Below are 25757 nucleotides of genomic sequence, written 5' to 3'. Positions count from 1 at the left end.
TTACTGATCATCTTTTTTAGGTAAATATTCAATTTCTACACGTTGATTAGGACTTAGGTACTTTTTAGCAACGTCTCTAATCTCATCACGTGTAATGGATCTGTAAATATCAATCTGATTGTTAATCAGGTTGACATCACCATACAACAAGTAGTAAGTTGCTAGAGAACTTGCAATACCTTCTACACTAGCATTACGGCTGACGAACTGACTTTCAAACTGATTTTGAAGCTTTTGGTAATCGCGCTCAGAAATCAATTCGTTTTGCATCTTAACGATTTCTTCGTCCATTTCAGAAAGCAGTGTTTCTAACGTCACATCGCCTTGAGGTAATGCAAATAAGGCAAAAATATTATAGTCTACCTGACCGAGATTTACCGCTTGTACCGCCAATGCTTGTTGTTGCTCGTCAACAATCTTTTTAGTTAAAACAGAACTTTTACCTCCACTTAGGTAAGTAGAAATCATGTCTAATACATAAGCATCACGCGTCGCCTGACCTGGTAATCTGTAAGCTGCGATAATTGCAGGGATTTGAATGTTCTTATCGTAAACTGTTGCCTTTCTGGTTTCAGTAAGTGGCTGTTCTTTCGGAAAATTGCGAACCACTTCTGGTCCTTTCTTCACAGCTCCGAAATACTCTTCTACCATGTCTTTAGTGTCATCGATATCGATATCTCCAGCAACGATTAGCACCGCATTGTTTGGCACATAATATTTATCGAAATAAGCATTGAACTCTTCTAGCGTTGCCGCATCTAAGTGTTCCATCTTACCGATATTCTCATCTTTATATGGATGCACATCGAATAGATTACTACCAATTGCACTCAATATCTGTCCGTATGGTCTGTTATCATAACTCTGGCGTCTTTCTTCCTTCACAACTTCGTTTTGAGTATCCACACCAACTTGATCAATTACCGGGTGTAACATACGTTCAGACTCTAACCAAAGGCCTAATTCCAGCTTATTAGATGGGAAAATTTCGTAGTAATAGGTTCTGTCTTGAGATGTGTTGGCATTGAAACGTCCTCCGTTTGCCGGAATGATTTTCATAAACTCACCACGTTCAATATTTTCTGAACCTTCGAATAATAAATGTTCAAAAAAATGTGCGAAGCCTGTACGTTCGCGGTCACCATCTTTTCCTCCTACATCGTACATTACCGAGGTCACCACTAATGGTGCTGTGTTATCTTGATGAAGAATGACGTGTAGACCATTGTCTAAGTCAAATTCTTCAAATTCTACCTTTTGGGCTGTAGCCGCCGAACCGACCAATGCCAAAAGTGCAAAGCTTAAAAAGCGTTTTTTCATATTCATTTTTAAATTGTTTTACGTTCTGTTTGTCTGCATTATAATCATATTGTTACAGGCAACTCACAAATTTACAAAAGACATTTTGCTTGCTTTAGCCCTATGCGTTAAAACTGATATAAAATCTTTATTAGTTTTCCGTTTTGAACCCGCGATTTAGCCCAAATAAAACGTTTGTTTATTTAGAATTTAGCAGTATATTTGCACCCGCCTTAAATAGAGGTGATTATAGTTTTTTAAAATAAATTAATAAAAACGTTACGCTATGTACGCAATTGTAGAGATAGCAGGGCATCAATTTAAAGTTGAAAAAGACCAAAAAGTTTTTGTTAACCGTTTAGCTACGGAAGAAGGTAAGAAAGTAGATTTCGATAACGTTCTTTTAATCGGCGATGGTGACAATATTACTTTAGGCGCCCCAGCTATAGACGGAGCACTAGTTAGTGCAAAAGTCGTTAAGCACCTTAAAGGTGACAAGGTTATTGTTTTCAAAAAGAAGAGACGTAAAGGTTACCGTGTTAAGAATGGTCACCGTCAGGCACTTTCTGAAATCGTAATCGAAGGTATTACAGCTTCTGGAGCAAAGAAAAAATCTGCTCCGAAAAAAGCTGAACCAAAAAAGGCAGAAGCTAAACCAGTAACTAAGAAAGAGGAAGCGCCGAAGGCTGCTCCTGCTAAGAAAGCTACTGCTAAAGCAGATGATTTTAAGAAAATTGAAGGTATTGGACCAAAGATTGCTTCTACTATTGCAGAAGCTGGAATCACAACTTTCGCTCAGTTAGCTAAGACTAGCCCTGAGAAAATTTCTGAAATTATTGCTGACGTTCGTGGTAACCATGTTACTGACACTTGGCCAAAGCAAGCTGAAATGGCTGCAGAAGGTAAGTGGGACGAGCTTAAGAAATGGCAAGACGAATTAGACGGTGGTAAGGCGTAAGCTACGCACCTAAGTATAACTTATAAAACCTAAAGACAATGGCTCATAAAAAAGGAGTTGGTAGTTCTAAAAACGGTAGAGAATCAGAATCGAAACGCTTAGGTGTTAAGATTTTTGGTGGACAGGCTGCCGTTGCAGGAAACATTATCATTAGACAACGTGGTAACACGCATCACCCAGGTGAAAACGTATACCAAGGAAAAGATCACACTTTACATGCTAAAGTAGATGGTTTAGTAAAATTTACTAAGAAGAAAGACAATAAGTCTTATGTTTCAATTGAGCCTTTTGATGCTTAATTAAACAATCTTTATAATTGTATAAAAGCCCTTTCTAGAAATAGATAGGGTTTTTTTATTTGTCATTAGGTTTTCCAACAGTAAGTAACTCTTCCCACTGCGTCGTATATCTTGGACTCCTATGCTCTTTAATCAAAGCCCATTGCTTTTCTCTGTTTCCTACCGTGGCCAATTTTATTTTATTCTTTCCAAATTTACTGTTCAACAAGTCAATCGTTTTTGTAAGGCCTTTGTCTTCTGACTTTTTAGACTGTTCAAAAAGCCCAAGTTGGATAGTACCATCTGGCACCAAATGAAAAAGATTCACACCCACTTTTTTGTATCGGTATCCAGGTCTGTAGATTCTTCTCAGACCTTTAAGAGCTATTTGAGTCAAAGTAATAGTACTATTTGTCGGCTGGTCTAAGGAGAGGATAATTTTATTGTGGTATTGGTTGTCAAATTCACTATGGTAATTGGTGGTTAGAAAAACTTCTATTTGACTCGCTGCACTTTTTTGTTGACGTAATAAATCTGCTACTTCAGCAACATAATAGCTACAAGCTTCTTCAATAAGACCAAAATCCTCCAACTTATACCCAAACGATTTTGCAGTGCCGATTCCTTTTTTGGGATCTGTTTGTGTTTTTAGGTCTAGACAGGGACTATTATTCAACTCCCGCCACAAGCGTTCACCAATAACGGTCATTTCTTTACGTGCCCAAGCCACCTCAAGGTTTGTGAAATCGAGCGCATTTTTGCACCCTGCCTTTTCTAATCTTAAAGCATGCTTTTTTCCTATACCCCAAATATCTTTTGGTTTGGCACTTCGCAACAATGACTGCCGTCTCTCTTCAGAATCCACCACATAAACAGCAGTACCGCACGTCATTTTCTTTGCAAATTTATTCGCCATCTTAGCCAAGACTTTTGTTTTAGCGATACCGACACCGACGGGAATTCCGGTATGTCTAAGAATGGTCGATTTAATCTCAAGGCCTATCTGTCTAAGTTCGCTAGAATCATAATGAGACAAATCCACGAAACTTTCATCAATACTGTACTCTTCTACCAAAGGTGAAAATTGTTGTAATGTATCCATTACACGTCGAGACATATCGCTATACAAGGTGTAGTTTGATGAAAAGCAAGTCACCTTGTTGGCATCCAAAATGTTTTTTATTTTGAAAACAGGTTCAAACATAGGAATGTGAACCAAGGCCTTTGCTTCCTTGTTGGCGGCAATGATACAACCGTCATTGTTGCTCAATACTACAACCGGTTTATTTTTAAGTTCTGGTCTAAAGACCTGTTCACAAGACGCATAAAAACTGTTACAATCAATCAATGCAATCATTACAGCGTGGCATGGATTATATAAGTAATGACGCCCCACAACTGCATTTCTTCTTCTCCATTTAGTGAAAAACGTAAAATCTCAAAACCATTATTGGTTGTAACAAGTGCCAGTTGACCTGGTTGTGGCACTAACGAACGGTCAACAATTAAAACATCATCAACATTTATATTATAATCTATAAAATTAGCATCGCCAACACGGACAAAAAACGTGGATGATGAATTCTTAATAAGGACATCATTTAAATCAATCCGTGGTTCATTATAGTGCGTTGCCGGACTAGAAAATCCAGTTTGTGTCGGACGCTTAACCCGATAGCTCTTTTTCGATTTCTGAATTTGATTTACTTGCAACATGGACGCTTACTTTAAAAGATTTGAATGATATTGATTGCTTAAAAAAGACAATCTCAGGAATTGAAAAGTAAGGTATAATAGCGCTTTTGATTGCCAAGAATTGTAGTAAAGCAAAACAATCAATTGGGCAGTAAGAAAATCTACATATTATACTATCTCCATCTTCTTCAGCAGAAAACTCGCATTCATGTTTTCGCAGACGCCTTTTTTGAGTTTGTAGTCGAAGTATAGCTCGTCGGTTTCTATACGCGCGTCAAAGAAGTAGTTTTTAACGGGTTCTAATTGGGCTTCTATTTCGGTAAGGCTTAAGTCGTGTGTGGCAATAATTCCTGTGGCATCTAAGGTCACTAACTTCTGAACAAACTTCTGTGAGCCAATAGCCTTGTCGGTACTGTTGGTGCCTTTAAGAATTTCATCTAAAATCACAAAATAGCGGTCATTCTTAAGATGGTCTACAATGTATTTTAATCGGGTTAATTCTGAAAAGAAATAGGAGCTATCATCCGTCAGTGAATCTGTGGTACGCATGCTGGTGATGAGTTTCACTGGGTTGTATTTGCTCGATGAGGCACAAACCGGCAAGCCCATATTCGCCATAACAATATGTAAGGCAACCGTTCTTAAAAACGTACTTTTCCCAGCCATATTGGCGCCAGTAACAATGAAAAATGCATCATTATCCATAGACAAATCACTATCTACGCGTTGCGCTTTGTTTAATAATGGATGCCCTAAATCTTTGGCATCTATAGTTTGCCCTGCATCGCTAATTTCAGGAAATACGAAGTCGGGATGGTTGTATGCAAAGGTCCCTAAGGTATTGTAGGCGTCGAAAAACGGAATGACATCAAACCAATCTTCCACCTTGTCTCTATAGCTAACAATCCATCTTTCTACACGATAGCTTTGCCAAATGTCCCATAGAAAATAGCCGTTGCCCAATACGGCGGATAACAGATTATTCCGGTTGTCTAAGGCATCGAGTGCTTTTGAAAATTTTGAAAATATCTCCGAGGCTTTTAAGCCTTCATTTTCAATAGTGGTTTGTTGTGTTTTAAGCAATTCCGAAGAAAATGAAATGCTTTCAATCTGTTCTAATAACAGCGCATATTGCCGTATGGTCTCTTTGACCTTATCGGTGTTACTTGCTAACTTATTTATTTTTTTAAGATAGATGGCTGTGATTCCAAGTCCGGCGAGGAGCCAATAGCCGATATAAGCTACAGGAATGAGCTGAGCACTACCCAACACAATGCAAAGTACAGACATAACACTGAAGAGTGGCCCCACCCATTTCACCCATGAGTGCAGAAATGGCTGATAATTTTTTAACCAATTTAAAATCTGTCCAGCAGGATATTCAACCTTTACACCCTGAGCAATGGCTGTATAGTTTTGTGACCATACTTGATGCTCACTAAGTTCTTTTATTGCCTCTTGGCGCTCCTCAATATCATCAATCCTATTGGCCAATAAGGCGTCTATAAATGTCTGTTTTCCTGCTTCAGTAGCTGTTCTATTGGTATATTGAAAGAAGGAGCCTTTCCCAAATAAATCGATATCTAAACTGTAAAAATGTGATGGATCTTCAAACGTTTGCCCTGACAACCGATTGTGAAAATTGCCGTCTAAAATCTGAAGTTCTTCTTCATTAATAGTAGCTAAGCGTTGCGACAGCTCTCGTTTTTGTTTGGCATCGGTGTAACGTGATAATAGATATAAGAAGATAGCAGTTCCAAGAATTCCAATAGTAACCGCAACTTGCCATTTTCCGAAGAAAAAATAAATTCCCAAACCCATTGCCAAAAACACCACTAAGCGCGCCGAGCTTAAGCTCAATAATAGTTTCCGTAAGCGTTGAGCTTCCGTTTTATGGGTGTGACGTTGGGATTGATAAAATTCCCGTTGTTGAGACATTTGCTTTACAATTCTAGATTATCAAAGGCCTTAAAGGTATTGATAATTGTTTGTACGGCATTTTTGTAGAAGGTTTGATCTATATTTTCGAAATCGTCCGTCGGTTTATGGTAATCTTCATGATCTGGTACACCGAAATATACAAATGGGATTTCTGCTTTATGGAACGCAGCGTGGTCACTAGAATTGGTCCAGTCTTGCGCTTTATCCAACCCTTCATGACCAATCAGAACCTTTACATCCCCAGACCTTTTATAATTTTCTATAACAGGTTTCAACTGCGGATAATAGCGCGTACCCACGGCGAATAATTCGTTTTTTTCGCTTCTGCTGACCATATCCATATTTAAGTTCAATACTAATTGGTCTTTTGGAACAATAGAATTATCCACAAAATGATACGCCCCTTTTAATCCTAATTCTTCGGCATCAAAGGCCGCTAAAATGACATTGTGTTTTGGTGGATTGGCTTTAAAGTATTCCGCAAAAGCAAACAACGCACTGGTCCCTGAAGCATCATCATCGGCACCGTTGAATATTTTGCCATCGTTGATTCCCACGTGATCGTAATGGGCTGAAATCACAATGTATTTATCTTTATGTACTGAACCTTCTATAAGCCCGAGAACGTTAGTTCCATTATAGTCTTTTTCTCTCCGTGTAAACGAAAAGGCTTGTTCAAAAGACTCATCGAGTGGGTTTACATCTCTAGATTTGAATGCTTCAATGACATAAGCCCTAGCCATCTTACCGCCTTCCGTATCTGTTCTACGACCTTCAAATCGGTCTTCAGAAAGGGTCTTTATATTCTTTATTAATTCAGAATCATCGAAATCATAGATAGTTTCAACAACTGCTGTGTCTTCAGAAGTTGCTGTTTGAGATTCTGGTTGGTGGCCTTTACACGATTGGATGATTAGGCTAGCGCAAAGGATAAAACTGAATTGTAAAAGTTGTTTCATAGTGTATCAAAAGGATGATAAAACTAATTAAAAAACCCAAGCCATTTACACGACTTGGGCATTTATTATTTAAGTAGCAGTCACTTAACCTTTTAAGGTTGCTGCCATGTATTCGCGATTCATTCTTGCTATATTTTCAAGGGAAATACCTTTAGGACATTCTACCTCACAAGCGCCAGTATTGGTACAGTTTCCGAAGCCTTCAGCGTCCATTTGGTTAACCATATTCATGACACGGTCTGTCGCTTCAACTTGGCCTTGAGGCAACAACGCAAACTGAGACACCTTTGCCGAGACAAATAACATAGCACTGGAGTTTTTACAGCTAGCTACACAAGCGCCACATCCGATACATGTTGCGGCATCAAAAGCCATATCTGCGTTAGCTTTTTCGATAGGAATAGCATTGGCGTCTTGCGTGTTTCCTGAAGTATTTACAGATACAAATCCACCAGCATGCTGAATACGGTCAAATGAAGATCGATCTACAATTAAATCCTTAATCACCGGAAAGGCATTGGCTCTGAATGGTTCAATATGTATGGTATCGCCATCATTAAACTTTCGCATGTGTAATTGACAAGTGGTCACCAATCGGTCAGGACCATGTGCTTCGCCATTGATGTATAATGAACAAGATCCGCAAATACCTTCTCTACAGTCATGATCAAAAGCCACAGGCTCATCGCCTTTTTCAATCAATTGGTTATTTAATACGTCTAACATTTCAAGGAAAGACATGTCGGGTGACACATCGGCGATTTGATAATCCACCATTTTTCCTTTGTCATTTGCACCTTTTTGGCGCCATATTTTTAACGTTAAATTCATCTTGTGATATTTAAGTTATTTATAACTTCTTTCTTTTACCTCAATATTCTCGTACACTAAATCTTCTTTGTGTAAGACGGCATCTTTTGGCTCTCCTTTATATTCCCAAGCGGATACAAACTGGAATTCTTTGCGTCTTTGCGCTTCGCCTTCTTCGGTTTGGTGTTCTTCTCTAAAGTGACCTCCTGCCGACTCTTCTCTCACTAAAGCGTCCTTGGCAAACAATTCACCTAACTCCAAGAAATCGGCAACACGACCTGCTTTAGCCAACTCCTCATTGAATTCATCAGCAGTACCCGGCACTCTCACATCGTTCCAAAACTCTTTTCTTAAGTCTGAAATCTCTTGAATAGCCTCTTTTAAGCCTTCAGCATTTCTGGCCATACCACATTTATTCCACATTATTTTCCCTAATTTCTTATGGAAATAATCAACAGGTTTTGATCCTTCATTATTGATTAGATGATTGATGTTATCCGTCACATTTTTCTCAGCAGCTTCAAACTCCGGAAGATCCGTAGAAATTGGTCCAGTTCTGATATCGTCCGATAAATAATCGCCTATCGTATACGGTAACACAAAATAACCATCAGCTAAACCTTGCATCAAGGCTGACGCTCCTAATCTATTGGCGCCATGATCTGAAAAATTTGCTTCTCCGATAGCGTATAATCCTGGCACTGTAGTTTGAAGATTATAATCTACCCAAACGCCTCCCATGGTATAGTGAACAGCCGGATAGATCATCATTGGTGTTTCATATGGATTTTCATCAACGATTTTCTCATACATCTGAAATAGGTTTCCATACTTGTTACGCACCACTTCCTGTCCGAGTTCTTTCACTAATTTTTCGTCGCTTTCGTTTAAGCCTTTGACGTGGGCTTGTTCTTTTCCGTAACGCTTAATAGCCGAAGCAAAATCTAGGTAAACTGCTTCACCTGTGGCATTAACACCGAAACCAGCGTCACAGCGTTCTTTAGCCGCACGAGAAGCAACATCACGAGGCACTAGATTTCCGAAGGCAGGATAACGACGTTCTAAGTAGTAATCGCGGTCTTCTTCTTTAAGATCTGTAGGTTTTAAGGTTTTCGCTCTAATGGCTTCAACATCTTTTTTATGCTTTGGTACCCAGATGCGTCCGTCATTTCGAAGAGACTCTGACATCAATGTCAGCTTAGACTGATGATCTCCAGAAACGGGAATACACGTCGGGTGAATTTGAGTATAACATGGGTTAGCAAAATAAGCACCACGCTTGTGTGCTTTCCATGCGGCCGTTACATTACTTCCCATAGCGTTAGTGGATAAGAAAAATACGTTTCCATAGCCCCCAGTTCCTAAAACTACGGCGTGTGCTGAATGACGTTCAATTTTTCCCGTGACTAAATCTCGTGCAATGATGCCTCTAGCTTTTCCATCGACAATCACAACATCCAACATTTCGTGTCTGTTGTACATTTTAATCTTTCCACGGCCAATCTGACGGTTCATGGCTGAATACGCACCAAGAAGTAATTGTTGACCAGTTTGTCCTTTGGCATAGAATGTTCTAGACACCAAAACACCACCAAACGAACGGTTATCTAGCAGTCCGCCATAGTCTCTAGCAAAAGGTACGCCTTGTGCGACGCATTGGTCAATGATGTTTGCAGACACCTCAGCCAAACGATATACGTTAGCTTCTCGCGAGCGATAGTCGCCACCTTTTACTGTATCATAAAATAATCGATAGGTAGAATCTCCATCTCCTTGATAGTTTTTTGCAGCATTGATACCACCTTGAGCTGCAATAGAGTGCGCGCGTCTCGGCGAATCCTGAAAGCAAAATGCTTTTACATTATAGCCCAATTCTGCGAGCGTCGCTGCTGCAGAACCACCTGCTAAACCCGTACCCACAACAATGACATCTATAAGACGCTTGTTGGCTGGGTTTACCAGATTAATTTCGTTTTTATGCTTTGTCCACTTATCTGCTAATGGACCTGAAGGTACTTTTGAATCTAAAGCCATAGTATCTATGATTTAGTGATTAAAATGATGATAAAGTGCAATGAAAATAAAGCCTAAAGGAATGCCTATGGCGTAAACCTTACCAAATCCTTTTAATCCTCTAGTGTATTTATTATTTGCACCAACTGATTGAAATGCAGAGCTAAACCCATGTAATAAGTGTAATGCTAAAAGGACAAATGCGATGACATAAGCACCGACACGCAGAGGGCTTTCAAACTTATGCACTAATTCTTCGTAATAACGGTAACCGCTTTCAGCATTGTTTGGGTCAACCAAACCGCTCATGTCGCCTTGAACGTATTTTACATTCAATTCTGGAATCCAAAAATCAATAAAGTGCAAGACCATAAAGGCCAAAATCACCAATCCTGAAACCACCATATTTCGGCTCATCCAAGTTGAATTGGCCGAGCCATTATTCTTTACATAGCCTACTTTTCTGGCGCTTCTATTTTTAATATCTAGTATGAAACCCATCACAAAGTGAAAGACCACACCAAAAATCAACACAGGTTGCAACAGATATTGTACCACCCAAAAGGTTCCCATAAAGTGCGAAACATCATTGAATGTTTCAGGACTAAAAACGGACAAAATATTAATTGAAAAATGTTGCAGTAAGAAAACCATTAGGAAGAAAGCTGAAAGCGCCATGGCAAACTTTCTACCTACCGAAGAATTTAAAATTCCGCTCATTGTAGCAATAATCTAAAAGTTAGTTACTACAAAGATACGGTGCAGAACGTGTTTCTACAAAAGCTACAGTTCTTTTGTGAAATATTTAGAATGGATATAAGCTATCGATTAAAGCGAGGATTAACTACAGTATTGTAAATAGACCCAAAAGAATAGCTAAAGCCCATACTTACGAAGTAGTTGTAACCCGATTGCAACTGTTGTTGTTGTAGCAACAACTCTTCGAGTGAAACACCACCACCTGAAATAGCAATCTGGTTTCTAGTAATGTTATAACGTCCGAAAATATCAAAATTGAAGCCCTTAAAGATTCTGATATTGGCCCCCAAAGAAAAGCCTACGGAGTACAATTCGGTATCATGCAAAAATTGGTCAAATCGTGCTTCAGCATTTAAATTTCCCCATTCTTGATTGATAGAACCACCAAGAACAACATTGTGTTCCCAAAGGTACTCTTCAGTTTCGTTAAAGACCGTTCGCTCTATATAATCATTGAAGACAATACCATTACGATAGGATAGCGTTAAAATCTTTTTAGCGGACTCATTGTATTTAAAAAAATCATACTCTATCGCCGGTTTAAAACCCCAAAACAAATCGCGGTTGCTGAAAGTAGACGTTCCAATATTTCCAAAAAAACCATAAGACCAATGGTCATTGATGCTCAAAACGTCACTGATATTTAGGTTTTTGTTGTTATTAATGTTTTCGATATCCTCACCATCAAACGTAAACACTCTTTTATTCTCGCCATAACCTATTCTAAAGAAAAATTTATTTTTTTCGGTAACGCGTCGTGCTGAAAAATTAAAGTTGATGTTACTAGAACTAACTGTTTCCTGACCATCAAAAAAGCCCCGAGCACCCAGCCTAAATAACCAATAATTCCAAGGATCCTCCTCTTCCGCTTGCTCTTCTTCATTTTCGGGCGAAGGCACGGAGACTGTTACAACATCCGTTCTTCCCTTTGCAATCCAAAAACGAACTAGACCCAGTTTCAACTGTTCTAAGATGAGTTTTCGTTCATCATCATCAGTCATATTCACATCAGAGTTAAAACTCATTCTAAAGTTAATCTCCGAAAACTCCCCTTTGCCAATATAATCCACCTCATAGCTTCGACCTCCACTGCCGTTGCGCTGTGTTGTAAAGAATAGGTGTACATCACTTAAATCTTGGTCTCGCACAAACTGAACGTTCCCCAGATTTTGACGCATATAAGTGTTATCGCAAACATTACAATCTAGAAAAATCTTTAAATCGTCTGAAGATGAATCGTCTTGAGAAAAAAGAAAACAACATGTAAATAACGAAAAGACCAAAGCGGAAAGTCTTGTCCTTAGCATAGTGATTGATGAATTAGTTAGGCTAGCAAATGTAGCCTTACCAAAACGTCCGTTATTCTGTTTTAGTTTATTTTAACAAGATTTAATAGCTTTTGACACTTTTTTGACAAACGTTTAGTTCCCAACCAGAGGAATTAACCCTCTCAGTCCCATATCCACCACTTGCTCGCCTGCTGAAGGTTCAAATTTTCCGTCGGAATTGACCTCGGTCCATTCAAAACTGTTGTTGATGGAAAAGGATAAAGTCACGACCACATCCTCGGTTTCGTCACCCGAAATGCTTAATCCATTTTCAAATTGTCCAGTGACTACACAAGAGCCTTGAGGCACTGGCGAGGTATCAAACAATGGATTAGGAACCGTAGTTGCACCTTCTGGCGCTTGACCTTGCGCTGTAAAACCGAAGGCTTCAACCGCCCAAAATCCTTGTAGTACATCGTCATTAACGTTGAAAGTATTTCCATTTAAATCAAAAGATGTAATGTAGTTGTTGTATCCTAGAAAACTGGCTAACGTAGCGGTAATATCCGTGTTGCTCTGGCGTATCATTATATCTCCTTCCTGATATGAAAGGGACACTCTCACCCAATCATAATTGCCTGCTGAAACAGAGCTAAGGGGTACTTCTAAAAACGTATCGTCTTGCCCTGCTAAAATGGCTTGCTGAAAATCAATCGCCAAGTCCCCGCCGGCATTGGTTTCTGGGCCTTCGTAAATAATTTCGCCCTGACCTAATAGCGAGGTGGCATTTGGCGCAAACTCAATATAATTGGCACTCATTTGTCTTATGTTCGGTGTCTGAGTTGCATTTCCGGCTGGGATAGTTGCAGGCTGACCAAGATTGTTCAATCGGGTTTGATTGGCGTCAAAATTCAACTTAATAATGAGTTTTGCTTCGTTTTCCAAAGGGGCGTTACCATCGTCTGAATTGCAGGCAAACAGGCTTAGTGCCAACACACAAAGTATAACTTTTGTAGATTTCATAAGATTAAGATTTGGATTTGAAATATACTATTTTATTTCAAGCTTGGTAGAATTTCCAGCTAGCTCAATAGTATAAACGCCTTTTGGTAGATAATATTTTCCGTTGCTTCGTTCCAAAATATCAATAGTGGTATCCGCCTTCATCAACGCTTTTCTGCCTTTTTCAGTGATATCTAAATGGTAATCCACATAATTGAAACCTTTGTCTACATCGACTGTCATTTGGTTGAGTTCCTTGCCGTCTTCAGATAGGATTTTCAATGTTTTAGACCCTTCAGACTTGCTGTAAAATTGCAAGGTCACTTCTGGCTCGTAAGCGTCTAACCACTGACTCCAGGAACTTCCCCAACGTGATGATTCTCGGATAGGCTCTACATCAAAAAAGACGACATCTTGAGATGCATTTTTATTTCCGAAGGTCTGTAATGGCCTCACATTGGCTTTGTAAATGCTTCGGCCGTGTGTACCAATTAATAGGTCTTTGGCATCCGTTTGAAGTACAATATCGTGTACCGCAACATTCGGCAATCCATTGGAAAAGGCATTCCAGCTTTGGCCCATATCCATTGACACGTAAGCACCGTTATCCGTTCCTAAATAGAGGATATTTTCATTTTCGGAATCTTCTCGAATCACATTAACGGGCGACAATGGCAAATTGCTCGAAATGTCCGTCCATGTCTGTCCGTAGTTATCACTTTTGTACACATAGGTTTTAAAATCGTCCCAACGATAGCCATTCAAGGTGACGTATACACGTTCTTTTTTATGTTCTGAAGCTATAACACGACTGACCCACAAATCCTTAGGAAAGCTAGACGAAATGTTCGTCCAATCGCCACCGCCATTTTTGGTGACGTGCACCAAGCCGTCATCACTTCCGGTGTAGATTAAGCCAAATTCAAAAGGACTTTCACTTATCGAAGCCAATGTGCCATAGGCCACGTTTCCTTTTTTACCGCCGTTGGTTAAATCGCCACTAATGGCTTGCCAATCGGTACCTTGATTCATGCTTCGCATTAATTTATTACCTCCCAAATACAAAATATCCTGATTGTGCGAAGACAGTAAAATCGGCGTTTGCCAATTGAAACGGTATGGATTTTCGCCCAACGTATGCTTTGGCTGAATGTAGGTTTGCTCTCCGGTATCTAAATTCAGTCTGAAGTAATTCCCAAATTGAAATCCAGTATATACCACATCAGAATTCCGGTTGTCAATCTGAACTTGCATGCCGTCGCCACCCATAATAGATTTCCAAGGATATTGACCGTTCTGCTCCCAGCCTTTATCCTCCCGAGCCGTGTGTGCACCTTTCCAAACGCCGTTATCCTGAAGACCTCCGTACACGTTATATGGTTTTTCATTGTCTACGTTTATCGCATAGAATTGCCCAACGGAAGGCGAGTTATTCTTAATCCAGTTTTCACCATCATCGTACGAAATATTTACCCCACCATCATTTCCATTAACCAAATGATTTGGGTTTTTGGGATTTATCCAAAGTGCGTGATGGTCGGCATGAACATTTTCCGCCGAAATAGACGTGAATGTTGCGCCACCATCCTTCGATTTTAAAATTGGGACACCATAAATGTAGATGTTATCCGGATTGTTTGGCGCCACATGGATATGACCAAAATAATACCCATAACTAAAGTAAATGCCGTCTAAAAAGTCCTTGTGGGTCTTGCTCCAATTCTTTCCGCCGTCGGTACTTTTGTAAACCTCAGCGCCAACCACAGGCGTGTCAAAAAGCATGCTATTGGCATCTTCCAAATACTTGGCGATGTCAATCGGTTTTACATTCCCCGAACGCATCATTTGCTTTACATTTTGAGCACGGTATTTTTCTTGAAAGCCATTCGATTTTAAAAAGGTATTCAGTTTTTTATCATCAAGATTAAGGAAATCTTGCGTGCTCATAGTTTTGAAATCATCCTTTTGAAGACCACGTCTTTCGGAAGCTTTTCCATCATCTGGTCTTCGGAATTGGCTATCGTGGATAGCATAAACTGTATTGTCATCATATACCGCCACACCAATTCTACCGACACCTTCGCCCGTTGGGAAACCGCTTCCGGCTACGGAAACCTTCGTCCAAGTGTCTCCAGCATCCGTACTTTTATAGATGCCAGAATTCTCGCCATTCCCCGTAAAATTCCATGCTTTTCGGTCTTTGGTCCATGAGGTGGCGAACATCACATTATAGTTTGAAGGACTGTGTTGTAAATCAATAATCCCACTCATATCGTCCACAAACAAGGTTTTGTTCCATGTTTTTCCGCCATCTGTTGTTTTGTAAATACCGCGTTCTGTATTTGGCGAATATAAATGGCCCGTTGCACCGACGACCAACACGTCTGGATTTTTCGGATGAATTAAAATCGGAGCAAAGTGATGCGCGTCCATCAATCCTAAATCCTCCCACGTTTTTCCATTATCGGTTGATTTTAACAAGCCAATCCCTGCATAAGATGAGCGTGAGGCGTTGTTTTCGCCAGTCCCGACATAAATAGTTCGCGTTGGCCAGTGCACTGCGATATCGCCGACGTTTTGGGTATCGGAATTGTCTAAAATCGGCGTAAAAGTTGTGCCGTTATTTACGGTATGCCAAACCCCACCAGACGCATAACCGACATAAAATTCTGAAGGTTGCTCCGGATTTACATCAACATCCACCACACGACCACTCATAATGGTTGGTCCAATATTTTTAAAAGGCACGTTTTTTACAATGGAGTTTTCTGCCATGGCACGTTTTTGCTCTAAAGCCGACTTAAGCTCTGAGCTTGAAGTCGCTGGCTGTTGGGCAAATGCCATAGTAAAAAGGGAAAGAAAGGCAATACCGAGAATAGAAGAACGGTTCATAAGGAGTTGGTTTTGATGGATAGTTAAATCGTTCTCGAAAATTAATTAATATCCACGGGGCTTCAAAATGGGTTGGGAAAGTTTAACACAAAAGACTCCCATCTGTCCGCTTGGTCGGACATCTTCCCAAAGGGAAGAAGAACCAAATTTCTAATTTCGGAACTTGGAAGGATTTGAATTGAATTTAAAGTTTAATTTGAATGTTGCCGTGTAGTTTGTTTATTTTTGGAAACGCTTATTTTTATTATCACTAATGTCAGTCCCGAAATTTCGGGAGTGACATAATATTTTTGATTAATGAGATTCTCACTCCCGAAGCGTCGGGACAGAGAATGAAAAACACTATTTTCCAATGAAATACAATCCCATAGACCGCAACCTTTTTATAAAAAACCGAAAGAACTTTATGGCGCAAATGAAGCCTAATAGTTTGGCAGTTTTTAATTCCAACGATATCTATCCGGTAAGTGCAGACAGCACTATGCCGTTTGCTCAGCACCGCGATATTTTTTACCTCAGCGGTGTAGACCAAGAGGAAAGTATTTTGGTGTTATATCCAGATTGCCCAAAGGAAAAGCATCGTGAAATTCTTTTCTTAAAGGAAACTAACGAACATATAGCAGTTTGGGAAGGCGAAAAATTGACCAAGGAAAAAGCCTTTGAAACTTCGGGTGTGAAGACGGTGTATTGGCTTCAGGATATGGAGAAAATCATGTTTGAGTTGATGACTCAATCCGACACGGTGTACATCAATACCAATGAGCATTACCGAGCCAATGTTGAGACGGAAACGCGTGAAGACCGGTTTACCAAATGGTTACTCGGAAAATATCCTGCTCATTCCGTAGCCAAAAGCAACCCCATTTTACAACGTCTACGTTCGGTAAAAGACCAGATTGAGTTAGACCTCATGCAACAGGCTTGCGACATCACTGAAAAAGGCTTCCGACGCATTTTAGGGTTTACCAAGCCAGGTGTTTGGGAATACAATCTTGAAGCCGAGTTTATGCACGAGTTTTTAAACAACCGTTCTAAAGGCTTTGCTTACACGCCAATTATCGCTTCGGGAAATAATGCCAACGTGTTGCATTATATTGAAAACAACCAGCAATGCAAGGCGGGCGATTTAATCCTCTTGGATGTTGGTGCAGAATATGCGAATTACTCTAGCGATATGACACGCACCATTCCAGTGTCGGGAAGATTTACAGACCGACAAAAAGACGTTTACAATGCTGTAAATCGTGTTAAGAACGAAGCGACAAAACTTTTGGTGCCGGGAACACTTTGGGAAGCCTATCATGTGGAAGTCGGAAAATTAATGACCTCGGAATTATTGGGTCTCGGTTTATTGGATAAAGCCGATGTACAAAACGAAAATCCAGATTGGCCTGCCTACAAAAATTATTTTATGCATGGCACGAGCCACCATATTGGTCTAGACACGCATGATTATGGTTTATTACACGAGCCAATGCAAGCCAATATGGTCTTTACGGTAGAGCCTGGCATTTACATCCCAGACGAAGGTTTTGGTATCCGACTAGAAGACGATGTTGTGATTCAAGATTCAGGAGAGCCGTTTAACTTAATGCGCAATATTCCAATTGAGGTTGAGGAAATTGAGGCGTTGATGAATAGCTAAAATCACGACATAAAATGTCTTGGAAAGACGCACTTATCGATATCATCGAAGTCATTTTAAAAGCCTTTGGCAAAAAAAGCAAGACGAGGACTTGGCATCAACATGTGGTACCTTTTGAAGATGGTTGGGCAGTTCGAAGAGAAGGCAATAAGCGTGTGACTTCAAAACACCGAAAACAATCCACCGCTATCCGAAAAGCGAAGACCATTGCAAAACGCAAGAAAGCCGATGTGATTATTCATAGAGCACATGGTGGGATTCGGGAGCGGGTGAGTTATAAAGATTAAAAAAAGCGCCATCTCTGGCGCTTCCTTTCTAACTAAAATTAAATTAATACAGCGTTCCCCTCGAACACGTAACGCTGTAACTTCTGCAAGGTTTCCAACTTATCACTAGAATTCACCAATAGTGAAATGTTATTGTTACTACCGCCATAAGCAATCATCCTAACATTGACGTCTTGTAACACCTGAAAAAGCTCCGGCGTATCCGGGTGGTAAATAATCTGATTACCTACCAAACACACAATACTGAGGTAATCTTCAACATGTACTTCGGCAAATTTTTGAAGTTCGGAGACGATGGCTTCAAGATTTTTGGTATCGTCTATGGTTAAGGATACAGCGATTTCGGAGGTTGTTACCATATCAATTGCCGTTTCGTAGGTTTCAAAAATTTCAAAGACTTTCTTTAAAAACCCGTGTGCCAACAACATGCGGACCGACTTAATTTTAATGGCCGTTATACCATCTTTGGCCGCAATGGCTTTAATGCCTTCGCCATGGATTTGATTGGTAATTAACGTACCATGTGCTTCGGGTGCCATTGTGTTCTTTAAGCGCAACGGAATATCTAAACGGCGGACTGGCATCACGGTTTGTGGATGTAGAATTTTAGCCCCAAAATAAGCCAGTTCCGCCGCTTCATCATAAGACAAATGAGATAAAGCTTTTGTATCATTGACGTAGCGTGGGTCGTTATTATGGAAACCATCAATATCCGTCCAAATCTGGACTTCATCGGCGTCAATCGCCGCCCCGATAATGGTTGCCGTGTAATCACTCCCGCCACGTTGTAAGTTCGTAATGTTACCGTCTACATCTAAACTAATAAAGCCTTGTGTGATATAGATGTCGGCGTTTGGTTGCGTATGAAGTAGACGCATCAGATTTTGTTTAATGTAAAACTCATCCGGTTCGTTATTGCCATCTAAACGCATAAAATCTAAAGCGGGCAACAAGGCAACTTTAAAGCCTTCCTGTTCTAAAAAACGACTGAACATGTAGGTAGATAATAACTCGCCATTGGCAATAATGCTATTGTGCCATTGGCTGGTGTATACCCTAGAAACCAAGTCGCTTAAATCCTTAAAAATACGGTTGACATAAGCGCTAACATCTTTTCTTAATGTAGTATCTTGGAGCAAATCATAAACGACCGCATTGTAGGTTTCGCTGAGTGCATTAATCTTCTGTTTTGCTTCCTCAGTGTTCCCATATTTTACATATTCTGAAATTTCCACCAGAGCATTCGTCGTACCAGACATGGCTGATAAAACAATCACTTTTTTATCGCTATTGCTGATAATATCCTTAACATGATGCATATTCACCACAGACCCAACAGAGGTACCTCCAAACTTATAAACCAACATTGTATTCTTATTTTTTTTGAAATACAAAAATAGATGTGATATGTCTTTATTATCTAAAATTTGAAAGAAATAGTTTATTTTTACACAAATTGTTAATTATATAACATTTTGGAATATGAAAACCATAGCCTCTTGCGTCGAGGACATCCTTATTAAACAACCTTTTTTAGAGGAAGCCTTATTCCGGAAAATCATCAATTTTTCTGCTCTGTCTGAAGAATTGCAAACACCTGTTAGTGCTATGCTCGGCAAGCATGTTAAGACTAGTGCCATAATGATGGCCTTACGTCGTTATGCGCCTCCGGTGCATTTGCGACAGTCCCATAAACTAAAGGCTGTGATGAAACAATTGGGCGATATTACAGTGCGTTCCAATCTTGTGGATTATACCTTTTCAAATTCTGAAAGCCTGATTAAAAGTCATGCGAAACTGATTGAAACTCTCGATTCTAAATCGTTCTACGGCTTTTCGCGTGGCATTTATGAAAGCAATATCGTAGTATCAGCTTCGGAAAAACAAGCGGTTGTAAAGGCCTTTCAATCTGAAAAAATGATTGATTCACAGGATGATTTATCCGCCATTAGTATTGGTCTTCCTAAAGATAACTCTAGGATTTCTGGCTTGTACTATCAGATATTTAAACGCTTTGCTTGGGAAGGGATTTCGCTCTATGAAGTCATTTCCACCACCAATGAATTTACCGTTTTGGTAGAAAGCCATTTGGTCGACCAAGCGTTTTCAGCGATTAAGAATTTGAATGCTGACTAGTGTATAGTAATTGCTGTTTAATTTCGTTTTTTAAAAACACCTACGATACCCCTTTTTATTTGGTAGGCTATAAAGCAAAGTATCAGTAGTACAATTGCAAATAAAATTGGCAATATTCCACCAAAGGTAAACATCATTCCTAAGACGAATCCCAGCGTGTATTCTGGCAAATAGATTCGCTTAAAGAACGCAATTAATACAGGAGAAAGTATGAAATATTGTAGGATTTCCTCCATGTCAAACTCCCACAGAAGTGACGCAAACACACCGAAGATGAGAGCGTAAAAAAATCGTTTGACGATATTGATTTCAAAATTTTGAGAAATATCACCGGACTTAATTTTTTTCTGATGTCTTCGTTTTATTAGAGATGTACAAACATAGGTAAATACAGGAATGGTCAGCAATCCCCACCAATTGGACAGGCTTGGCATATTTTCATCAGCCAACAAATAATGTTCAATAACACCTCCATTAAAATGTTCCCAGAGAATAAAAATTAAGGTTAAAACAAAAGTGCCAAAAACTATCGGCCATTGGTTGATAAAGGTCGGTTTCATAACATTTTAATTATAATACGTCTGTATGACGTAAAGACGAATAACCTAAAGTTTTGTAACACTTGAAGCAAAATATTACATCCCTCTTCCCTTCTGAAAAGTATTTACTCCAAAAAACATCACCAAAGCTGGCAACGCCCAACCCAAACTATATTTGGCTAACGGGATGTATTCAATGACGGTTTTTAAATCTTCAGACGGACTGACAAAGCCAATCACATCTGGAATACTGAATATAAATGTTGTTAGCACCACGGCTCTAAATACGAGTGGCGAACTCCATTTTTCAGAAAGTATATTCAGAATAATTAAGACAATGGTTATCGGATAAATGAACAGTAATATCGGGTAGGCAATGACTATGATGGAATGAAAATCGAGTTGCCCAACAGCAACACCCGCCAAGCAACCGACAATCGCCGTGATAATGTAAGCAGTGTTCGATTTGTTGAACAAACCTCTAAAATAGTCGGCTGTTCCCGCCACAATACCCACAGCTGTGGTAAAACAAGCCAAGGAAATGAGAATGCTCAAGACCGTATTTCCGAAGGTCCCCAACGCCGAGCTGCTTATGCCTCGTAACAAATTAGCGCGTTGCATATCGTTACTTAGCGAATCGTCTACATTGATTTCCGTGCCATAATAGGCACCCACAGAAATGAGTCCTGCATAAATAACAAACAGCCCTAGACCTGCAATGAGACCTGCTTTTCGGATGAGGGAGCGTTTGGCTTCATAGGCTTCAACATCCACCGTTTTGAAGTTGATGGAAACAATCAAAAAGGCACCAACCACAACTGCGCCAATAGCGTCAAAGGTTTGGTAGCCTTCCAAAATTCCGCTCACCATTGGTGTTTCAAACGTTGCAGGATTTGCTAGACTACTGTTATACAAACCAATGCCAATGACTAATAAGAGCATAATCACAATCATTGGTGTGAGGAACTTCCCAATGATATTCAAGATTTTGGAACGGTTCAATACAAAAACCAAAACCAAGGCAAAGTAGATTAGACTCGTTAATAATGGACTCGTGCCAAAAGCTGGATGCACGGCAATTTCGTGTGTTGCGGATGCCGTGCGTGGTGAAGGAATGGCAATAGAAATGGCGTAAACAATGATACAATAAATAGAACTAAACCATGGTGCGACTTTCTTGCCAAAATCGTACATGGTGCCTTGCAGTTTGGCGTGTGCCATAATCCCGATGATAGGAATCACAACCGCCGTAATCATAAAACCAAGCGTGACCCAAAACCATTTGTCACCAGCGTTGTACCCTAATAAAGGTGGAATCAATAAATTTCCTGCACCAAAAAATAAAGAGAATAGTCCGAAACTGGTGACAAGGAGTGTTTGACGCGTATACATTAATCCACACGTTTTAAGTCCAAGTCCCCAAAATCGAAACTGAAATCAGTTATATCTGTAATGTAACTCATTGTTGCGCTTTGTGCTTTCCCGTTTGTGTCAAAGGTAAAGTTGACGAATACATCGGCATCAAAACTGCGGTTGTTCCATTTGGCAACAAATGTCGTTGCATTGTAAGGCAGTAATTCGCCCACCAATTGTGAGGAGCGCTCGCTTCTTATGGTATAAGTTTTTCCTTCGTGTGAAATAACAAAATTCCCAAACCAGTCATCGCCGTAAGTCCCGGTAATCTGATTTGGTTTTGGAATGCAAGAATCTACTTTAGCCTTTTCCACCTGATTGAAAATTTCAACTTTTAAAGAATCTGTTTCCGCCAAGAAATCATTGCGACGTTTGCCATACCTGTCCAACCAATTTCTATTCTCGTAGCCCAAATAACTGTCCTTTATAGTATTGGTTATGGTGTTGAAAGCCCCACCGACCATTTGGTTGGTCAACACAACAATTGCCAAATCCAAATCGGGAATCATCGTAAACTGCGTTACTGTACCCAACAAACCACCTGTATGGTAGACCTGTTTATGACCGCCTTTAACATCGGTTAAAAACCAGCCCAGACCATAGCCTCTAAAGTTGGAGCTATAATAATCATTCGGTCCAACACGCAACGGGGTTTGTAATTGCCATAGCTCGTGAAATTGTCTACTGCTCAGTAGACGAACTCCATCTTTAGTCACGGCATCATTCATTAAAAATTCGGCCCACGTCAGCATATCAGGAACATTACTCACAATCCCTCCAGCAGGATTTGCGAGTGGCGACCAGTCGTGGGGAATCTGAATCACTTTGCCATCCGCTCTGGTGTGGGCTTCAATAATATTTGATTTATTCTTAACCCGATAATAAGAGGCTTTACTATTGACCATCCCAACGGGTTTCATAATTTTGGTTTCTATGAATTCTTCCCAAGTCAAACCACTGACGCGTTTTAAAACCTCACCAGCAATGATGTACATGTTGTTGTTATAGCGAAAAGTACTTCGGAATGACGATTCGGGCTCCAAATGTTTCACATTGGCAATAACGTCAGCTGTTGTAAAATCACTGCCTTCAGGAAAAAACATTAAATCCCCTGCACCCAAAGCCATCCCGCTTCGGTGCGTTACCAAATCGCGTACCGTAAAATTTTCGGTCACCCAAGGTTCAGCGAGTTGAAATTCGGGAATATGCTTTCTAACCGTGTCATCCCAACTCAATTCCCCTTCATCCACAAGCATGGCCAAAGCAAAGCAGGTAAATCCTTTGCTGTTAGACGCCACACCGACTAGCGTGTTCGGATTCATATCCTTCTGTGTTTCCAAAGAACGAACGCCATGCCCTTCAGAATATATAATTTCGCCATCCTTTAAGATGCCAACGGAGATACCCGGTATATCAAATGTGGTAAGGGTTTCTTGTATTAATTTATCGAGTTGGGCATCGTCGATTTGAGCATTGAGCACCAATGAAAAAGCGAAAAGGCAGAGGGTCAACCAGCGTTTTAAAAGCATGTGATGTTTGAATTTGATTTAGTAAGATTCCAAATATAGCAAAATGTTAGTCATGAAAACTAGGGTCACTTCCGCATTGAATTTATATTTGCAACATGACGATAGACTACAAAAACGCGAGCATATATTACGAAGTCAATGGCACCGGAAAACCAGTCGTACTACTACATGGTTTTTTAGAAAACACCCGAATGTGGGATGATGTAATTGTATCGCTTCCAGAAGGATTTCAATTCATCCGAATCGATTTTCCTGGGCATGGCAGAAGCGAAAACCTAGGCTACGTGAGCACTATGGAAGACATGGCAGAACTTGTTCTTTTCATTCTGAATGCTTTAAATATTGAATCAGCCCAAGTCATCGGGCATTCTATGGGAGGTTATGTAGCATTGGCCATGGCCGAAAAAGCGCCACAACTATTTGAAGGCTTATGTTTGATGAACTCTACGTTTGAAGCCGACGATGACGAACGAAAAGCGCTCCGAGCACGCGCCAATAAAATGGTTCAGACCAATTTTGAAAACATGGTACGCATGTCTTTCGCCAATTTATTCGCGCCAGAAAGTAAGTTAAAATTTAAGGCAAGCTATGATTTCGCATTGTCCGAAGCTTTAAAAACAACAGTGCAAGGCTACATCGCTTTGCAAGAAGGCATGCGATTACGACCCGATAGATTCAACGTTTTGAAAAACCTTCAAGCTAAAAAATTAATCATTTCAGGATTGAAGGATTGGGTGGTTGATTTAGAATCCATTAGAGAAAAAACAAAAGATGCTGACATTAAAACCGTGGAACTTTCGGAAGGACACATGAGTCATATTGAAAATATTGAAGAATTATCTTACATTTTAAAACAATACATCGAATAATATTGCATAAAAAATTGTTATTGTCCTTTTTTTGAATAAGTTAGTAGACCAAAATCTACCGACATGAATAACTCTACCAATGCCCTAACCCCGACTAAACTGTATTGCGACATTTTTGGCCATAACTACGAAATGAGCAAACAAGTAACTTACCACGTTAAAGAATACACGTGTAAGTGTTGCAAAAAACAAATGACTACTGACGGTAACGGCAGGCTTACCGAGCTGACACCTAAATTCAAGGAAATCAATTCAATTTTATCACGCATCTACGCCAATAAAATGAACAGAATGCGTAGTCGCGCCTTTCAAACAACGGCCGCTTAAGTTACTCTGTTTCGGAATTAAAGCTTTTCCAGCCTTTAGCTATTATCGGAATTTTAGTTTCTGCACGCGTTACCAAGTGCGCCCCTTTTTCAGGCTCAGTGATATACCCAATTACTGTTAAATTAGGGTTACCCTTTATCTTAGGGTAGTCTTCTTGACTTATAGTCATCAATAATTCATAATCCTCACCGCCATTCAGCGCAATTGTTGTACTATCAATATTGAATTCTTCGCAAGTTGAAATCACCTGAGGGTCTAATGGAATCTTATTTTCATACAAATCACAACCCACATTACTTTGTTTGCAGAGATGCATAATTTCGGAGGATAAGCCGTCACTAATATCAATCATACTGGTTGGTTTTACTTCTAACTTCGCCAACAATTCAACAATATCTTTTCGGGCTTCAGGCTTCAGTTGGCGCTCAATGATATAAGAATACATTGATAAATCAGGTTGAGTATTAGGGTTGACTTTAAAAACTTCCTTTTCGCGCTCCAATACTTGAAGTCCCATATAAGCACCTCCCAAATCTCCAGACACGACCAATAAATCATTTGGTTTGGCACCGTTTCTCATAACAACATTATCTTCGTTCACTTCGCCAATGGCCGTTACTGAAATAATTAATCCAGAGGTAGACGAGGTTGTGTCACCACCAACAACATCGACATTATAAATTTTTGACGCATGCAAAATCCCTGCGTATAACTCTTCCAAAGCTTCGAGCGGAAAACGGTTTGAAACGGCAATTGACACGGTAACTTGAGTCGGTATCGCGTTCATGGCACAAACGTCTGATAGATTGACCATAATAGCCTTGTAACCCAAGTGTTTCAATGGCACGTAGCTTAAATCAAAATGTACACCTTCTACTAGCATGTCCGTCGTCACTACAATCTGACCTTTAGGATTTAAAACGGCCGCATCATCACCGACACTTTTTATGGTGGATTGTTGTTTCACTTCAAAATGCTCGGTTAGGTGCTCAATGAGCTTAAACTCACCTAGTTCACTCAAAGGAGTACGCTGTGGATTTTTGTCTTCAATCATTTTGCAAAAGTATTACGGATTTTGTGATTTTGATATACTTTAATCGGGTTATTTCGTTATAGATTTATCGCATGTGAAGAAATT

Annotated in this window: 23 protein-coding genes; 7 read left to right on the top strand and 16 right to left on the bottom strand. The window is 39.9% G+C overall.

Annotation, left to right across the window (positions count from 1 at the left end; translation table 11 throughout):
• Complete coding sequence (locus ACFOSX_RS03955; protein ID WP_386097240.1) at nucleotides 1-1320, bottom strand: M16 family metallopeptidase; 1320 nt, start codon at nucleotides 1318-1320, stop codon at nucleotides 1-3.
• 265 nt (nucleotides 1321-1585) lie between these two features.
• On the opposite strand from ACFOSX_RS03955, the gene rplU reads away from it, so the two are divergent.
• Nucleotides 1586-2257: a 50S ribosomal protein L21 gene (gene rplU / locus ACFOSX_RS03950; RefSeq protein ID WP_386097238.1), complete on the top strand. Its 672-nt coding sequence runs from the start codon at nucleotides 1586-1588 to the stop codon at nucleotides 2255-2257.
• Between the two features lie 38 nt (nucleotides 2258-2295).
• The gene (gene rpmA / locus ACFOSX_RS03945) at nucleotides 2296-2556 is read left to right on the top strand and encodes a 50S ribosomal protein L27 (protein ID WP_386097236.1); all 261 of its coding nucleotides are present in this window, start codon (nucleotides 2296-2298) and stop codon (nucleotides 2554-2556) included.
• Between the two features lie 55 nt (nucleotides 2557-2611).
• On the opposite strand, the gene ACFOSX_RS03940 is transcribed toward rpmA, so the two are convergent.
• The 10 genes from ACFOSX_RS03940 to ACFOSX_RS03895 form a co-directional block, all read right to left on the bottom strand.
• Complete coding sequence (locus ACFOSX_RS03940) at nucleotides 2612-3892, bottom strand: Y-family DNA polymerase (RefSeq protein ID WP_386097234.1); 1281 nt, start codon at nucleotides 3890-3892, stop codon at nucleotides 2612-2614.
• On the bottom strand, nucleotides 3892-4251 hold the full coding sequence (locus tag ACFOSX_RS03935; protein ID WP_386097232.1) for a S24 family peptidase: 360 nt from the start codon (nucleotides 4249-4251) through the stop codon (nucleotides 3892-3894). The genes ACFOSX_RS03940 and ACFOSX_RS03935 overlap by 1 nt, the downstream gene beginning before the upstream one ends.
• Before the next feature lie 147 nt (nucleotides 4252-4398).
• Nucleotides 4399-6168: a MutS-related protein gene (locus ACFOSX_RS03930; protein ID WP_386097230.1), complete on the bottom strand. Its 1770-nt coding sequence runs from the start codon at nucleotides 6166-6168 to the stop codon at nucleotides 4399-4401.
• Between the two features lie 5 nt (nucleotides 6169-6173).
• Nucleotides 6174-7130, bottom strand: a complete 957-nt coding sequence (locus ACFOSX_RS03925; RefSeq protein ID WP_386097228.1) for a M28 family peptidase — start codon at nucleotides 7128-7130, stop codon at nucleotides 6174-6176.
• 84 nt (nucleotides 7131-7214) lie between these two features.
• Entirely contained in the window at nucleotides 7215-7961 is a 747-nt protein-coding gene (locus ACFOSX_RS03920) for a succinate dehydrogenase/fumarate reductase iron-sulfur subunit (RefSeq protein ID WP_386097226.1), read from the bottom strand.
• Nucleotides 7962-7976: 15 nt separating this feature from the next.
• Nucleotides 7977-9974, bottom strand: coding sequence for a fumarate reductase/succinate dehydrogenase flavoprotein subunit (locus ACFOSX_RS03915; protein WP_386097224.1), 1998 nt, complete (start codon nucleotides 9972-9974; stop codon nucleotides 7977-7979).
• A gap of 12 nt (nucleotides 9975-9986) precedes the next feature.
• A complete protein-coding gene (locus tag ACFOSX_RS03910) occupies nucleotides 9987-10673 on the bottom strand; it encodes a succinate dehydrogenase cytochrome b subunit (RefSeq protein WP_386097222.1) in 687 nt (228 codons plus the stop codon).
• A 101-nt stretch (nucleotides 10674-10774) separates the two neighbouring features.
• Complete coding sequence (locus ACFOSX_RS03905) at nucleotides 10775-12019, bottom strand: hypothetical protein (protein ID WP_386097220.1); 1245 nt, start codon at nucleotides 12017-12019, stop codon at nucleotides 10775-10777.
• 114 nt (nucleotides 12020-12133) lie between these two features.
• Nucleotides 12134-13003, bottom strand: coding sequence for a hypothetical protein (locus tag ACFOSX_RS03900; RefSeq protein ID WP_386097218.1), 870 nt, complete (start codon nucleotides 13001-13003; stop codon nucleotides 12134-12136).
• A gap of 27 nt (nucleotides 13004-13030) precedes the next feature.
• Nucleotides 13031-15874 carry a VPS10 domain-containing protein gene (locus tag ACFOSX_RS03895; protein ID WP_386097216.1) on the bottom strand — a complete coding sequence of 948 codons (2844 nt, stop codon included), beginning with the start codon at nucleotides 15872-15874 and terminating at the stop codon, nucleotides 13031-13033.
• Between the two features lie 352 nt (nucleotides 15875-16226).
• Between ACFOSX_RS03895 and ACFOSX_RS03890 the strand changes: the two genes are divergently transcribed.
• The gene (locus tag ACFOSX_RS03890; protein WP_386097214.1) at nucleotides 16227-17519 is read left to right on the top strand and encodes an aminopeptidase P family protein; all 1293 of its coding nucleotides are present in this window, start codon (nucleotides 16227-16229) and stop codon (nucleotides 17517-17519) included.
• A gap of 14 nt (nucleotides 17520-17533) precedes the next feature.
• The gene (locus ACFOSX_RS03885) at nucleotides 17534-17806 is read left to right on the top strand and encodes a DUF2188 domain-containing protein (protein WP_386097212.1); all 273 of its coding nucleotides are present in this window, start codon (nucleotides 17534-17536) and stop codon (nucleotides 17804-17806) included.
• A 38-nt stretch (nucleotides 17807-17844) separates the two neighbouring features.
• Here ACFOSX_RS03885 and ACFOSX_RS03880 read toward each other — a convergent pair whose 3' ends face one another.
• On the bottom strand, nucleotides 17845-19173 hold the full coding sequence (locus ACFOSX_RS03880; protein WP_386097210.1) for an aspartate kinase: 1329 nt from the start codon (nucleotides 19171-19173) through the stop codon (nucleotides 17845-17847).
• A gap of 115 nt (nucleotides 19174-19288) precedes the next feature.
• Between ACFOSX_RS03880 and ACFOSX_RS03875 the strand changes: the two genes are divergently transcribed.
• A complete protein-coding gene (locus tag ACFOSX_RS03875) occupies nucleotides 19289-19942 on the top strand; it encodes a hypothetical protein (RefSeq protein ID WP_386097208.1) in 654 nt (217 codons plus the stop codon).
• 17 nt (nucleotides 19943-19959) lie between these two features.
• On the opposite strand, the gene ACFOSX_RS03870 is transcribed toward ACFOSX_RS03875, so the two are convergent.
• The 3 genes from ACFOSX_RS03870 to ACFOSX_RS03860 all read right to left on the bottom strand — a co-directional run bounded on the left by ACFOSX_RS03870 (nucleotide 19960) and on the right by ACFOSX_RS03860 (nucleotide 23423).
• Nucleotides 19960-20502 (bottom strand): hypothetical protein, encoded by a 543-nt coding sequence (locus ACFOSX_RS03870; RefSeq protein ID WP_386097206.1) that lies wholly within the window; start codon nucleotides 20500-20502, stop codon nucleotides 19960-19962.
• A gap of 75 nt (nucleotides 20503-20577) precedes the next feature.
• Nucleotides 20578-21873, bottom strand: coding sequence for a branched-chain amino acid transport system II carrier protein (gene brnQ / locus ACFOSX_RS03865; protein ID WP_386097204.1), 1296 nt, complete (start codon nucleotides 21871-21873; stop codon nucleotides 20578-20580).
• The gene (locus tag ACFOSX_RS03860) at nucleotides 21873-23423 is read right to left on the bottom strand and encodes a serine hydrolase (protein WP_386097202.1); all 1551 of its coding nucleotides are present in this window, start codon (nucleotides 23421-23423) and stop codon (nucleotides 21873-21875) included. Before ACFOSX_RS03860 ends, brnQ begins: the two co-directional genes overlap by 1 nt.
• 95 nt (nucleotides 23424-23518) lie before the next feature.
• Here ACFOSX_RS03860 and ACFOSX_RS03855 point away from each other — a divergent pair, with 95 nt between their 5' ends.
• Together ACFOSX_RS03855 and ACFOSX_RS03850 are read left to right on the top strand one after the other, a co-directional pair.
• On the top strand, nucleotides 23519-24292 hold the full coding sequence (locus tag ACFOSX_RS03855) for an alpha/beta fold hydrolase (RefSeq protein WP_386097200.1): 774 nt from the start codon (nucleotides 23519-23521) through the stop codon (nucleotides 24290-24292).
• Nucleotides 24293-24355: 63 nt separating this feature from the next.
• Entirely contained in the window at nucleotides 24356-24619 is a 264-nt protein-coding gene (locus tag ACFOSX_RS03850; RefSeq protein ID WP_386097198.1) for a hypothetical protein, read from the top strand.
• A gap of 1 nt (nucleotide 24620) precedes the next feature.
• Here the strand turns inward: ACFOSX_RS03850 and thiL are convergent, their stop codons facing one another.
• On the bottom strand, nucleotides 24621-25673 hold the full coding sequence (gene thiL / locus ACFOSX_RS03845; RefSeq protein WP_386097196.1) for a thiamine-phosphate kinase: 1053 nt from the start codon (nucleotides 25671-25673) through the stop codon (nucleotides 24621-24623).
• Between the last annotated feature and the right edge of the window lie 84 nt (nucleotides 25674-25757).

It is taken from the genome of Winogradskyella maritima (assembly GCF_042650215.1).
In the GTDB taxonomy this organism is placed as follows: domain Bacteria; phylum Bacteroidota; class Bacteroidia; order Flavobacteriales; family Flavobacteriaceae; genus Winogradskyella; species Winogradskyella maritima.
The sequence above is the reverse complement of the archived record's forward strand: the minus strand, read 5'-3'. Positions and strand labels throughout refer to the sequence as shown.